Source organism: Candidatus Cloacimonadota bacterium (assembly GCA_034722995.1).
Classification (GTDB): Bacteria; Cloacimonadota; Cloacimonadia; order JGIOTU-2; family JGIOTU-2; genus JAGMCF01.
On the sequence record JAYEOL010000001.1, the window covers coordinates 17,002 to 30,001 of the forward strand.

The window sequence follows — 13,000 nt, forward strand, 5'->3', positions numbered from 1 at the left end:
AAATTAAGAGGTAACATTGGTTACAATTTTAGCAACCGTTTTTCTTTTAGGTGTTCTTATATTTGTTCACGAGCTTGGACATTTTGTAATAGCCCGACTGTGTAAAGTAAAGGTTGAGAAATTCTCATTTGGATTTGGTCCTAAACTTATTGGAATAACATTTAAAGAAACAGAATATCGTATTTCATTAATCCCTTTAGGGGGATATGTGAAGATGTTAGGCGAAAATTTAGATGAGAAGCAAGAGTCCTCTCCAGAAAGTTTCAGAAACAAAAAATGGTGGCAAAAAATTTTAATAGCAATTGGAGGACCTTTTTCAAATTTCTTATTTGCAATTTTAATTTTAATTTTGACCTTTATGATTGGTATTAAAAACTATGATTTAGCACCAATCATAGGACGAATTTCTTATACTGACAACGAGGAAATAAGAAAATTTAAAGCAGGTGACCAAATACTAAAAATTGATGATAATGAAGTTAATGGTTGGCTTCCCATTATTAAAACTTGGAATAACAATAAAGAAATACATAATGTTGTTATTCAAAGAGATAATGAGACTTTAAGTCTAAGTGTAAAAAATTTTGATTATAAATACTGGCTGACTGATATCAAACCTTTTGTATCTGCAAAAATTGGTGAAGTATTATACGGATTTCCTGCATATCAATCTGGAATGGAGAAAAATGATATTGTTATTGTAATAAATGAGAAACCGATTTCTGACTGGTATGATATGCAAAAGATAATTAGCGAAAGTCCTGAAAAACCTTTGAAATTTACAGTCAAAAGAAATGACGAAGTAATAAACCTGCAAATCATACCTCAAATTGATACTGAATCGGAAGATAATCAAGGGGTTATAGGTGTGGTACAGAAGTTAGACTCGGTCTATATTGAAAAGTATAACATTGTAAATTCAGTTAAATATGGTTTTCTAACTGGTATATCTTTAGTATATAGATATTATAGTGGATTAATTAGATTATTTAAATCTCCTTCACATATAAGCAAGAATCTTGGTGGTCCTATAATGATTGCGGCTCTTTCAGGACAGCAAGCAAAAGAAGGTTTAAGTGCATTCCTCTCATTTATGGCTTTGATTAGCATTATACTTATGATTATGAATCTTTTGCCAATTCCAATTTTAGATGGCGGAATGATTATATTTGCAATCTGTGAAGGGATAGGAAGAAAACCCCTGAAAGCATCTGTGGAAGCAATGCTGCAGAGAATAGGTTTGGCAATTATCCTTACTATTATGATTTTTGCTTTTTATAACGATATATCGCGTTTTGTAAATAGACAGTTTTCTTTAATAAAAGGAAATCCGTCCTCAGTTTTAGAAAAGAATGAATAAATTCCAATTTAACCTGATAAAAGAAGACCTGAACTCTTCTGCAAGATGTGGAGAGATAATAACTGCACACGGGAAAATTTCTACACCTGTATTTATTCCAGTCGGAACTTTAGGAACTGTAAAGTCTATGTCTCCGGATGAATTAGAAGAAATTGGGTATGAAATAATTTTATCAAATACTTATCACCTTTATTTAAGACCAGGCGATGAATTAATAAAAAAAGCAGGCGGTATTCATAATTTCATTGGTTGGAATAAGCCAATATTAACCGATAGTGGCGGCTTTCAAGTTATGAGCCTTCAGCAATTTCGTAAAATTACTGATGACGGTATAGAATTTCAATCATATATTGATGGAAGTCATCATTTTTTCTCACCTGAAAGAGTTATTAAAATTGAACAAAATTTAGGTGCGGACATTATTATGGTTCTTGACGAATGTACACCATTTCCTTCCAGTTATGAATATGCAAAAAAATCTGCTGATTTAAGTCTAAAATGGGCGATTAGATGCAGGGAAGAATTCATAAAGAATAACGGAAGACAGGGATTATTCGGTATAGTTCAAGGAAGTGTTTTTGATGATATTAGAGAAGAAAGTGCAAAACAACTTTTGAAGATTGGTTTTGATGGATATGCTATTGGAGGATTGGCTGTTGGTGAAGATAAAGAAGATATGTTTCGGATTGTAAAACTGCTCAATAATATCCTGCCTGAAGATAAACCGCGTTATTTAATGGGTGTTGGTACACCAATAGATTTGCTGGAAAATATTGAAAAAGGTATTGATATGTTTGATTGTGTTATGCCAACAAGAAATGCGCGTAATGGGACTGTATTTACAAAAAACGGTAAGTTAATTGTCCGCGATTCTGAATTCAAAGAGGATTTCAATCCTATTGAAGATGATTGTAATTGTTATGCTTGCAAAAATTTTTCACGTGCTTATATTAGACATTTAATCAAAACAAAAGAAATTTTAGGCGTAAGATTGACAACTATTCACAACTTGGCATTTTATTTTAATTTAATGAAAAGTATTAGAAAAGCAATTATGAATGATAATTTTACTGAATTTAAAAGAAGATTTATAGAAAGATATAATGGAGAGAATAAAGTTAGAAGTAATGTTACACAAAATCGCTAATCAGAAGAAATGAAAGATCATAGAAGTACAGATAAACTCAAAAAAATGGATAGGGGAAAATGACAGATATTACATATTCTGTTTTTAATATTCCAATTCGTCTAACTGACGAAAGATGGACTCATATTGTAGAAAACCATGATGATATGGCAGGATATTACTTTGATGTTTTAGAAACCGTTGCTGAGCCCACATGGGTATTAGAGGGAGATGAAGATGAGCTTTGGGCTGTAAAAGTTGTCTCAAAAGAAAAAGTTTTGCTTGTAATGTATAAAGAATTAAAAGAGCGTAATGATGGATTTATCCCGATATTATCGGGACAGCTTTTTTTACAACAAAAATTCAAAAACTCTTAAAAAGGAGAATAATATGGCAACAACCTCCGCAGCAATAAAGAAGATATTCGCAGCTTTACCCCATATCAAAAAAGTGGGCACAAAACATCTGTGGTTTGATTTTGATGAAGAGGCTGATGTTCTATATATAAGTTTAGAACGACCTCAGAGGGCAACTGATACTGATATATTGGAAGACGGGATATTCTTGCGACTCAGAGATAAAAAAGTTGTCGGAATAACCGTAACAAATATCAGTAAGAAATTTAAAAATTAAGGGAAAAATGAAAAAAACAAAAATATTATGGATAGATGATGAAATAGAGATGCTTAAACCTCATATTTTATTTCTTGAAGAGAGAAATTATGAGGTAATTCCAGCGTCTAATGGTAATGATGGTATCAAATTAGTTGAAGAAAATAATTTTGATTTAGTGCTTCTTGATGAAATGATGCCTGGACTTGATGGGCTTGAAACTCTATCTGAAATCAAAAAACGGAATGGCTCTATTCCTGTTGTAATGGTTACAAAAAATGAAGAGGAAGGCTTGATGAATAAAGCCATTTCTCAACAAATTACCGATTATATCATAAAACCAATAAATCCAAACCAAATCTTGATGTCCATCAAAAAAATCCTGATGTCTGAAGAAATTAGACGCAATAGAATGGGTGAAGAATACGCTCAGTTTTCTGCCTGGCTAAATCAAAAACTATTCTCCGAGCCTGATTGGAAAGATTGGACTGAAATATTCAGACGAATTGTAGAATGGGATATAAAATTTGATGAATTGTATTACGAAGATATTGTTCAAATGCACGATTTTGAACGGAAAAATTGTGATGTTGAATTCTCAAACTTTATTGCAAATAATTTTAAAAACTGGTTTCAAAATGCGAATCACCCTACATTATCTTATGAAATAGTAAAAAAATATCTCTCTCCTTTATTTTCACAAAAAAAAGTAGTCTATTTTATAGTCTTGGACTGCCTGCGTCTTGACCAGTTTATGGTATTTAAACCGTATTTAGAACAACTCTTTAATATTAAAACAGATTTGTATATATCTATCCTTCCAACATCTACACCATATTCAAGAAATGCTATATTCAGCGGTATGATGCCTAAAGATATTGCAAGGGTTTTCCCACAATTCTGGGGAAGTAGCAGAGAGGATGAAAATAGTCTCAATCGCTACGAACATTTCTTTATTGACGAACAATTAAAAAGATTAGGAATATCACTACACAATGGAAGTAAATATACTAAAATTCTAAATCCAGAAGAGGGACAATATGTTGTTAAAAAAATCCCAAGTTATAGAAAAGAACGACTGGTTATTCTTGTTTATAATTTTTTGGATTTATTACTTCATCATCGATCTAGGGACGAAGTCTTGCAAGAAATGATTTCAAATGACCGAGCATTAAGGTCATTATCAAAAATATGGTTTCTTAATTCAAAATTTTATGAAGCATTACAGTTAATTGCTAAACAGGATGCTATTATAGTTTTAACTACAGACCATGGTTCTATTAAAGTTCAACATGCAACAAAAGTAATCAGTGATAAGGATGTCACAACAGGTTTGAGAGCAAAACATGGGAAAAACTTATCCTGTAATGAAAGACATGCAATTAAAGTCCGCAATCCTTCAGAATTTGGACTTCCAACAGAAAATATAGTGGAAAATTATATCTTTGCAAAGAGTGATTACTATTTTGTCTTTCCTACTGATTATCATGAATATAAGAAAAAATTTGATGGTACATATCAGCATGGTGGAACTTCTATGGAAGAGATGATATTACCTGTTTCAATTTTGACCCCGAAAGGGAAATAGAGGATATAAAGATATAGGGATATAGGGTATATGGAGAAATTGGAAAAGAAAGATAAAATAGAAAAAATAAGCCATTCATTAAAAGAAACTGAAAGGATAGCCAAAGAATTTTCTAATAATCTGAATCAGGGAGACGTTATAGCTTTATATGGACCTCTCGGCAGTGGCAAAACATTCTTTGTTAAATATATTGCTAAATCTTTGGGAGCAAAGAATTATATCACAAGCCCATCATTTACTATTTTAAATGAGTATAATGCCAAGCTGCCAATTTATCACTTTGACTTTTATCGCTTAAAAACAGAAAAGGAGATAGAAGAAATTGGATTTATAGATTTCCTGAATCAGAAAGGGATTTTCTTTATTGAGTGGCCGGAAAAAGCAGAACATTTGCTTCCTAAAGAATATATTAAAGTAATGTTTAAAATAATAGATAAAAACTCACGGAAGATTATAATATGGAGTTCTCATCTCCAGATGAGGAAGATGAAATAAGATGTCAAAGCTGATGAAAAGTGTTTCAGGTATAAGAGGAATTGTAGGAGAATCCCTTACTGTAAATAATGTGTTAAATTTTGCTCAACGATTTGGTGTTTATTGCAATAATAGTAAAGTCCTAATTGGTAGAGATTCACGTACAACAGGTAAAATGCTTTTTAATGCAATTTCAGCAGGTCTAATGTCAGTTGACTGCGATGTTGTTGATTTGGGAATTTGCCCAACACCAACTATTCTTTTAGCTGTTGAAAATTCAAATGCAAGCGGAGGTATTGCAATTACTGCCAGCCATAATCCTAAAGAATGGAATGCTCTGAAACTTATTAGCGGGAAAGGAACATTTTTAACCTCTCTGCAAGCTAAACAATTCTGGTCAATAAAGAATGATGAAATAATAAATCAGAATTGGCATAATATTGGTAAATTGAGTTCAGATAATTCAGCAATAGAAAATCATATAAATAGTATTATTCAGCTTAAATATATAGACTTAGACGCAATAAGAAAAAAAAATTTCAAAGTTGTAATTGATTCAACAAATGGTGCTGGTGGATTATTATCTCCAAAATTATTACGAAAATTAGGTTGTAATGTTATTGAGCTCTTCTCTGAGCCAACTGGTATTTTTTCAAGAATTGCAGAACCTTCAGCAGAAAATCTGAAAGAATTAGAAAGGCAAGTTATTTCTGAAAAAGCTGATATCGGCTTTGCCACTGACCCGGATGTGGATAGATTATCAATTGTTTCAGAAGAAGGCAAAGCCCTTGGAACAGAATTTTCTCTTCTATTAGCTGAAGATTATGTCCTTTCTCAAAATAAAGTAACGCAATTGTCCCAATTGCGAAATATCGCAACTAATCTATCTTCTTCTATGGCATCCGAAGATATTGCAAAAAAGTATGGTGTACAGGTCTTTCGCTCCAAAGTCGGAGAAATAAATGTTGCTGAAATGATGAAACAACATAATTGCGTAATCGGAGGTGAAGGAAATGGTGGCATAATCATTCCTGATTTGCATTTCACAAGAGATGCGCCTATGGGAATGGCTTTGATATTATCGTATATGGCAAAAACTAAAAAAAGAATTTCTGAATTGGCTAATTTAATTCCTGATTATTTTATGAATAAAACTAAGCTCCAACTTACTGATAATATAAATTTTGATGAAAGATTAATTCAAATTAAAAATAAATTTCCCAATTGCAAATTTGATTTTACTGATGGAATGAAAATTATTGCGAAAGATTATTGGATTCATATAAGAAAATCTGGAACTGAGCCAGTTGTTAGAATTATATCAGAGAGTGAATCTAGGGAGAAGTCTAAAAATCTGATTAATAGCATTAGAAAATTATTAAAGCCTGACCTATAATTAATCCCCAATTAAGCCCGTTCCTGCCCCCGATTGAATCGGGGGGCTCAGGAATTGAGGATATGGGCTTCTTGAACATAAAAAAATCCATTCAAAAGAAGCCCACAAATTCATTTGTGGGTATATGAATAACGAAAATGTAAGATTAACCGTTTCAACGGTTTCTATATGAAAGGACTTTAAAATGTCACATTCTTTAACAAGAATTTGGATACATGCGGTATGGAGTACAAAAGAGAGATTCCCATATATGAAAGAAAAACAACGAATAAAAATTATCCATCATTTAAATTCAAAATTTGAAGAATTAGATTGTAATGTAAGAATTATAAATGGAACTGAAAATCACTTACATACATTATTTCTATTAAATCAAAATAAGTCAATTAAGGAAATTTTAAAAAATGTAAAAGGTGAGACATCTCATTGGATAAATCAAAATGAATTTTATAATACAAAATTTGCATGGCAGATAGGATATGGTGCATTTTCAGTTAGTGAATCCGTTGTTTCTGAGGTTGAAAAATATATAAAAAATCAACAAGCGCATCATAGGAAAATGTCATTTCAAGAAGAATGGGAATTACTTTTAAAAAAACATAATATTGTTATCATGGGAAACCATTAAAATGGTTAATTAAGTATGTTTAGTGTATCTCTTTACCCATAATTAAAATTATGGGCTTTTCTTCTTCTATTCTCGGAAATACTTATTTTGTTTCATGAAGTAAAAACTTTGCGAATGTCCGCAAGCTGGCGAATTCGCAATAGTTAGTCACAAATTATGGGCTTCTACTCTCAGAAACATTTATTTTAGGAAACCCATAAATGTTTACTCCGTATATTGAGGGATTATTGGGGGACACTAAATATAGTGTAAATATGATATAAGGAAGAAATATGAAAATAACAGAAGAATTTATCCGGAAACTTCCAAAGACTGATTTGCATGTTCATTTAGACGGTTCATTGCGAATTGAAACGATTCTTGATTTAGCAGAAAAACAGAAGATAAAGTTACCATCTTCAAACCTTAAGGAACTTAAAGAGATTATCTTGGGTGAAAATGCTAAAAGTTTAGAAGAATATCTTGAAGGATTTAAATATACACTGTTAGTATTGCAAACAGAGGATGCACTTTTCCGTGCCGCCTATGAATTGGCTGAGGATTCTGCCAATGAAAATATTCGCTATACAGAAATTCGTTATTGCCCAATTCTTCATACAAAAAAAGGATTAAGCCTTACTGCGGTTTCCAATGCAGTTTTGGATGGGCTTGCTCAGGCAGAAAAGGATTTTAATATAAAAACTGGAGTTATCGTTACAGGAATGCGAAATATGAGTCCTGAAGTATCTCTAAAACTTGTTGGCTTGGCAATTGCATACAAAAGTAAAAATGTGGTTGGCTTTGACCTTGCTGGCGAGGAGATGAATTATCCTGCAAAAGAGCATAGAGAGGCTTTTGACCTCGCCTTAAAGAACAATCTAAATATTACTATTCACGCTGGCGAAGGCTATGGACCTGAAAGTATACATCAGGCTATTCATTATTGTGGGGCACATAGAATTGGGCATGGAACACGCCTGATAGAGGATGGAGATTTGCTAAATTATGTAAATGACCACCGTATTCCAATTGAAATTTGTCTTTCAAGTAATCTGCACACAAAAGCAGTTTCATCATTTGCTTCTCATCCTCTTCCTATGTTCTATGATTTGGGTTTGCGGGTAACTTTAAATACAGATAATAGGCTGATGTCAAACACCACAATGACTAAAGAATTTATGCTTACCGTAAAGCATTTTGGCTTTGATTATAAACATATAAAGAATCTAAATATAAATGGGTTTAAGAGTTCTTTTCTGCCATATCGGGAAAAATCAATTATGCTAAATAAAATACTTGGGGAAATGGCAGAAATTGAAAAACAAGAGATGAAGGCTGAGACAGTGGAGTATGAGGATAAGTTATAGTTAAATACAGAATTCAATATTCAAAATATGGGATGCAGAATGTGATGTATTAGAAACTCTTAAATACCCTTGCCAATGAGTAACCCGGTGCTTTAATCTCTAAATCAAGAAAATATCCAAAAGGAGTTTGCCTTACACTATAACCAGAATTTTTTAATCTCTCTTCTGCCTGATTGAATATTTTCTTAACAGATTCTGGCTCAGCCTTGCTTTCTGATAAATGTGCAAAGGAGTGTAAAACAATATTCTTTGTGCTATTCTTTTTAGCTAACCATTTAAGATTTTTTATCAGTTTAGTTGTTACTTTTCGGATAGATTCTTCAGAAGTTTCGTCTTCCACATCCTCAGCTTCAGCATGTATGAAGCCCACAATTGCATTTTCTATTCCAACTTTGTCTTTATTTGAAACGGATATATCTGATTGGTTAGAACCAATTTTATATCCAAAATATGTACAATAAATCATTAACAACTTCATTGTGGAAGTAAGTTGAAACAAAGTAGCGTGAAGTCTACTTCAGTCTATTTCTGTTCTTTCTTCTCCGCTTTCTTCTTTGGATAGAAAATCATCGTGAGAAGTGCTAAAACGGCTAGTACTAAGTTAAGTATAGCAGTAACATTAGCCTTAAGGCCAAAATTGCCGATGGCTAGAAGTACTACTCCAATGAAATAAAGCCACACAAAACCTATACTAAGATTCTTTGATTTGCCCGCAGTAATGACAAGCTGAACTATCCAAGCAATGGCAATTACGATAAGTCCAATGAACAGTAATGTATTCATTTTTATCCTCCTCTTGCATTTTTCCTCTCTTAGAGGTATTTAATGAATAATTCAATCAACAATTTTTAGTATATTGTCAAGTTTTTTATAAAAAATCATGTATACCCTCAAAAATTACGCAGATTTTATTGATAGGTAAGACACTAATAATTATTCTTTTTTAATTCTAACACTTTTTTCAAATCCTCTTCCGTATCAATGGGAAAACCTCTATAATCCGTTTCTATTACCTTAATCTTTATACCATTTTCAATCAAGCGAAGTTGCTCCAGCTTTTCTGCTCTTTCCAACTTGGATTGTGGCAAGGAAGCAAAGATTTGCAAAGCATCCTGTCTGAAAGCATAAACACCAATATGAACATAATGCTGGAATTTGATATTTGAATCAATTCTTTGATAGGGGATAGGCAACCGAGAAAAATATATTGCAAAGTCATTTTCATCAAAGATTACTTTTACTCTATTTGGGTTTTCTATTTCTTCATAACTAGAAATTGGATGAATGAGTGTCGCAACAGAGACATCGGGTTCGTAAAATGCGTGTATTAACTTATTCAGAGGTTCTTTGGTTATAAATAGTTCATCACCTTGAATATTTATGATAATGTCTGCATCTAATTTTTTAGCAATCTCTGCAACCCTTTCTGTTCCGCATTTGTGATAAGATGCTGTCAGTTTAACATTTCCTCCGAATGATTTTACTACATCAAATATTCGCGAATTATCTGTTGCTACAATTACATCAGAAAATATGCCAGTTTTTTCTACATTTTTATATATTGTTTGAATAAGTGTTTTATTATTAATTTTTCGTAAAGGTTTCCTTGGCAGCCGGGTTGAATTATATCTCGCAGGGATTATAGCAACTGTATTTTTCATCTGAAAATCACTTTCACATTATATGGAGTAGCTCCTAATTTAATTGGGAGGTCTCTCGGCTGAATTCGGCAAGAGATCTATTCTCCCCGCCTTCCATAGTATTACGGCGGACAGGCGAAGTTCTACGAAGGATGAACTTGCCGACTCCAAACCATCTTAAATTTTCATTCTCCTTTGCGTCACGATTCTTTTCGGGACATGAATGTTTCATCTGAAAATATACCACATGTTACACCCCTTGCTTCGCCGAAGCTATGCAAAGGCAAGCCGTCACCCGATAAATCGGGATCCACCCTTCTTAAGAGAGGATTTATTTGATTCCCCTCTAATAAGAGGGGTCTCCGATTCATCGGAGGGGGTGTGTTATTTTCATCTTCCTTTATGTCTACTGGTCAACATATATGTTTCATAATTTTTTAGTTGAATTCAAGGCGGTTATTGTTTTCTTAATTCTTTTAACTTTTTGGCTAATTTTAAAGCCATCTCTTGTGGAGTACCATGCAATATCTCAGTTTTCTTTTCCATTTTCGGAGTAAAGATTTTCTCTACTTGAGTAGGGGACCCATTTAAGCCAATATGTTTTTCATTTAGTTTTAAATCATTAAATCCCCAGATAGTAATTTCAGCCTTTTTAGATTTCATTTTACCGCGAAGTGAAGGAAGTCGTGGCTCATTTATTTCTTTTACAACTGAAATTGCAACAGGTAATTTAGATTCAATAACATCATATCCATCCTCCATCATTCTCTCGGCAATAATCTTACCATCTGATATGGACTCAATCTTTTTAACAAATGTGATTTGTGGGATTCCAAGATGAGTTGCCACACCTGGTCCTACTTGTGCTGTATCACCATCAATAGCCTGTTTGCCAAATAAAATTATATCATAATTGCTAATCTTTTTTATTGCAGTTGATAGAGTATAGCTGGTAGCAAATGTGTCAGCTCCAGCAAATTTTCTATCTGAAAGTAAAACCACTTCATCTGCACCTAAAGAAATAGCCTCTCGCAAAGCAGATTCAACCTGTGGAGGTCCCATACTGAGGATAGTTACCTTTCCACCAAACTCTTCACGTAATCTTAATCCTTCCTCAATAGCATACATATCAAATGGATTTATAATACTCTCAACGCCTTCACGAATTAGAGTATTTGTTTCAGGATTTATCTTTATTTCTATTGTATCAGGAACTTGCTTTATGCAAACAATTATGTTCATCTGAGCTCCGTAAATAGATTATGGGTCTATGGGTTTATGAGTTTATGGGTAGATGAGAATATGAGTAAATTGGTATATGTAAGAATGGGTTCATTTATTTTATTTTTCCTTCCTGCCTATCGGCAGACAGGTTATCTACTTCTTCAACCAGGCTAATCAATAATTCTTTGATTTCTAACTCTTTATGAGGCTTGACCATATTACCCATCCACTCATTTACTCTTTTCCGTCCGGGCGCCGAGACCGATACTCATTCACCCTTTATTATATCATTATTACCTAAAAGTAACCTACAGTTGTTTTTTATATTAGAAATGGTTACATTCTCGCCGATAAGGCTGTCCAGAATCTTTCCTTTAACATTTGAGATTAAGCACTTTTTCATAACAATACTATTTGCAATGTTTGTGTCAGTAATTTTACATTCGTCACCAATACATGTATTTGGATATAAAGTAGAGTTTGAGATAACACATCTCTGTCCGATGGCAACAGGGCCTGTTATTTTACAATTTTCAATCCTACTATCAGTTCCGATGTATACTGAATTTTCTAATTTAGATTCCTTATCTATATCACCTCTAATATACCAGCCTTTAAGTTTATTCATAAGATATTGATTAGCATCTAAAATATCCTCTGGTTTGCCTGTATCAAGCCATTTTCCTTCTAATATTTCACCTTTTATAATTAAGTTTTGGTCAATAAGTGCTTGAATTGCATCAGTGATTTCATACTCGCCACGCCAAGACGGCTTCAGACTATCAATAGCCGGGAAGACCTTTTCGTCAAAGATATACACTCCTGCGATTGCCAGATTAGATTGGGGATGTTTTGGCTTTTCCACAACTTTGACTAATTTATCACCTTCAAGAACTGCAATACCAAATCTTTCGGGTTCATCAACTTCTTTTAAAATGACAATGCTATCAGGTTTTTCTGTCTCATATCGTTTTACGAAATTGCTCAGGTCATCTTCAAAAATATTATCTCCCAAAAATACCATAAATGGCTCAGACCCAACAAATTCCTGTCCCATCTTAACTGCATGAGCTAAACCTTTTGGCTCTTCTTGAACAAAATATTCAATCTTAGCCCCTAATTGTAAACCGTCTCCAACAACCTTTCTGATGATTTCTTGTTTATAGCCAACGATTAAACCAATTTCTGTGATTCCTAAATTAACTAATTTTTTTATAATATGGAAAACGATTGGCTGATTTGCAATAGGTATTACATGTTTTGGTAAAGAATAGGTAATAGGTTGTAGCCGAGTACCTTTCCCGGCACATAAGATTAATGCTTTCATCTTTATTTACTCCTGAAATATCTTGAAAATTCTTATACAAATTCGGGAGGATATAACAGTAATGTCAATTTAATTGAATAAAAACAAAAGTGGAGATATAATAATAAAAAGTAGATGCCTGTTAAACCTGAGTTTACCCAACATGGTTTGACTACCCCGTGAAATAAGAATTGAGTATTTTTTATTACCCAAAAACTTTTAAACAAATAATTACTCAATTCTTAATTTTAAATTTTAATCAAATTGCAAATTATCTTTTCAGCTTCTAAATAGTAAAAT

15 protein-coding genes are annotated in these 13,000 nt (G+C 32.8%); 9 read left to right on the forward strand and 6 right to left on the reverse strand.

Going from position 1 to position 13,000, the window contains the following annotated elements; all coding sequences use genetic code 11:
• Positions 1 to 16 precede the first annotated feature (16 nt).
• From rseP to add, 9 genes are all read left to right on the forward strand, one after another.
• On the forward strand, positions 17 to 1,360 hold the full coding sequence (gene rseP, locus U9R23_00070; protein ID MEA3474836.1) for an RIP metalloprotease RseP: 1,344 nt from the start codon (positions 17 to 19) through the stop codon (positions 1,358 to 1,360).
• A complete protein-coding gene (gene tgt / locus U9R23_00075) occupies positions 1,353 to 2,507 on the forward strand; it encodes a tRNA guanosine(34) transglycosylase Tgt (GenBank protein MEA3474837.1) in 1,155 nt (384 codons plus the stop codon). Before rseP ends, tgt begins: the two co-directional genes overlap by 8 nt.
• Positions 2,508 to 2,566: 59 nt before the next feature.
• On the forward strand, positions 2,567 to 2,863 hold the full coding sequence (locus tag U9R23_00080) for a hypothetical protein (GenBank protein ID MEA3474838.1): 297 nt from the start codon (positions 2,567 to 2,569) through the stop codon (positions 2,861 to 2,863).
• 13 nt (positions 2,864 to 2,876) lie between these two features.
• Positions 2,877 to 3,119 (forward strand): DUF2283 domain-containing protein, encoded by a 243-nt coding sequence (locus U9R23_00085; GenBank protein MEA3474839.1) that lies wholly within the window; start codon positions 2,877 to 2,879, stop codon positions 3,117 to 3,119.
• A 7-nt stretch (positions 3,120 to 3,126) separates the two neighbouring features.
• Positions 3,127 to 4,686 carry a bifunctional response regulator/alkaline phosphatase family protein gene (locus tag U9R23_00090; GenBank protein MEA3474840.1) on the forward strand — a complete coding sequence of 520 codons (1,560 nt, stop codon included), beginning with the start codon at positions 3,127 to 3,129 and terminating at the stop codon, positions 4,684 to 4,686.
• Between the two features lie 30 nt (positions 4,687 to 4,716).
• Positions 4,717 to 5,181, forward strand: coding sequence for a tRNA (adenosine(37)-N6)-threonylcarbamoyltransferase complex ATPase subunit type 1 TsaE (tsaE, locus tag U9R23_00095; protein ID MEA3474841.1), 465 nt, complete (start codon positions 4,717 to 4,719; stop codon positions 5,179 to 5,181).
• Position 5,182: 1 nt separating this feature from the next.
• A complete protein-coding gene (gene glmM, locus U9R23_00100) occupies positions 5,183 to 6,556 on the forward strand; it encodes a phosphoglucosamine mutase (GenBank protein MEA3474842.1) in 1,374 nt (457 codons plus the stop codon).
• Positions 6,557 to 6,740: 184 nt separating this feature from the next.
• On the forward strand, positions 6,741 to 7,184 hold the full coding sequence (locus tag U9R23_00105; GenBank protein ID MEA3474843.1) for a transposase: 444 nt from the start codon (positions 6,741 to 6,743) through the stop codon (positions 7,182 to 7,184).
• 272 nt (positions 7,185 to 7,456) lie between these two features.
• The gene (gene add / locus U9R23_00110; GenBank protein ID MEA3474844.1) at positions 7,457 to 8,530 is read left to right on the forward strand and encodes an adenosine deaminase; all 1,074 of its coding nucleotides are present in this window, start codon (positions 7,457 to 7,459) and stop codon (positions 8,528 to 8,530) included.
• A 49-nt stretch (positions 8,531 to 8,579) separates the two neighbouring features.
• On the opposite strand, the gene U9R23_00115 is transcribed toward add, so the two are convergent.
• The 6 genes from U9R23_00115 to U9R23_00140 all read right to left on the reverse strand — a co-directional run bounded on the left by U9R23_00115 (position 8,580) and on the right by U9R23_00140 (position 12,721).
• A complete protein-coding gene (locus U9R23_00115) occupies positions 8,580 to 8,996 on the reverse strand; it encodes a threonyl-tRNA synthetase editing domain-containing protein (GenBank protein ID MEA3474845.1) in 417 nt (138 codons plus the stop codon).
• Between the two features lie 56 nt (positions 8,997 to 9,052).
• Positions 9,053 to 9,313, reverse strand: coding sequence for a hypothetical protein (locus U9R23_00120; protein ID MEA3474846.1), 261 nt, complete (start codon positions 9,311 to 9,313; stop codon positions 9,053 to 9,055).
• A 143-nt stretch (positions 9,314 to 9,456) separates the two neighbouring features.
• Positions 9,457 to 10,191, reverse strand: coding sequence for a 3-deoxy-manno-octulosonate cytidylyltransferase (gene kdsB, locus U9R23_00125; protein MEA3474847.1), 735 nt, complete (start codon positions 10,189 to 10,191; stop codon positions 9,457 to 9,459).
• A gap of 34 nt (positions 10,192 to 10,225) precedes the next feature.
• Positions 10,226 to 10,402 (reverse strand): hypothetical protein, encoded by a 177-nt coding sequence (locus U9R23_00130; protein ID MEA3474848.1) that lies wholly within the window; start codon positions 10,400 to 10,402, stop codon positions 10,226 to 10,228.
• Positions 10,403 to 10,626: 224 nt separating this feature from the next.
• Complete coding sequence (locus tag U9R23_00135) at positions 10,627 to 11,412, reverse strand: electron transfer flavoprotein subunit beta/FixA family protein (GenBank protein MEA3474849.1); 786 nt, start codon at positions 11,410 to 11,412, stop codon at positions 10,627 to 10,629.
• Between the two features lie 250 nt (positions 11,413 to 11,662).
• Positions 11,663 to 12,721: a glucose-1-phosphate thymidylyltransferase gene (locus U9R23_00140; GenBank protein MEA3474850.1), complete on the reverse strand. Its 1,059-nt coding sequence runs from the start codon at positions 12,719 to 12,721 to the stop codon at positions 11,663 to 11,665.
• Positions 12,722 to 13,000 lie beyond the last annotated feature (279 nt).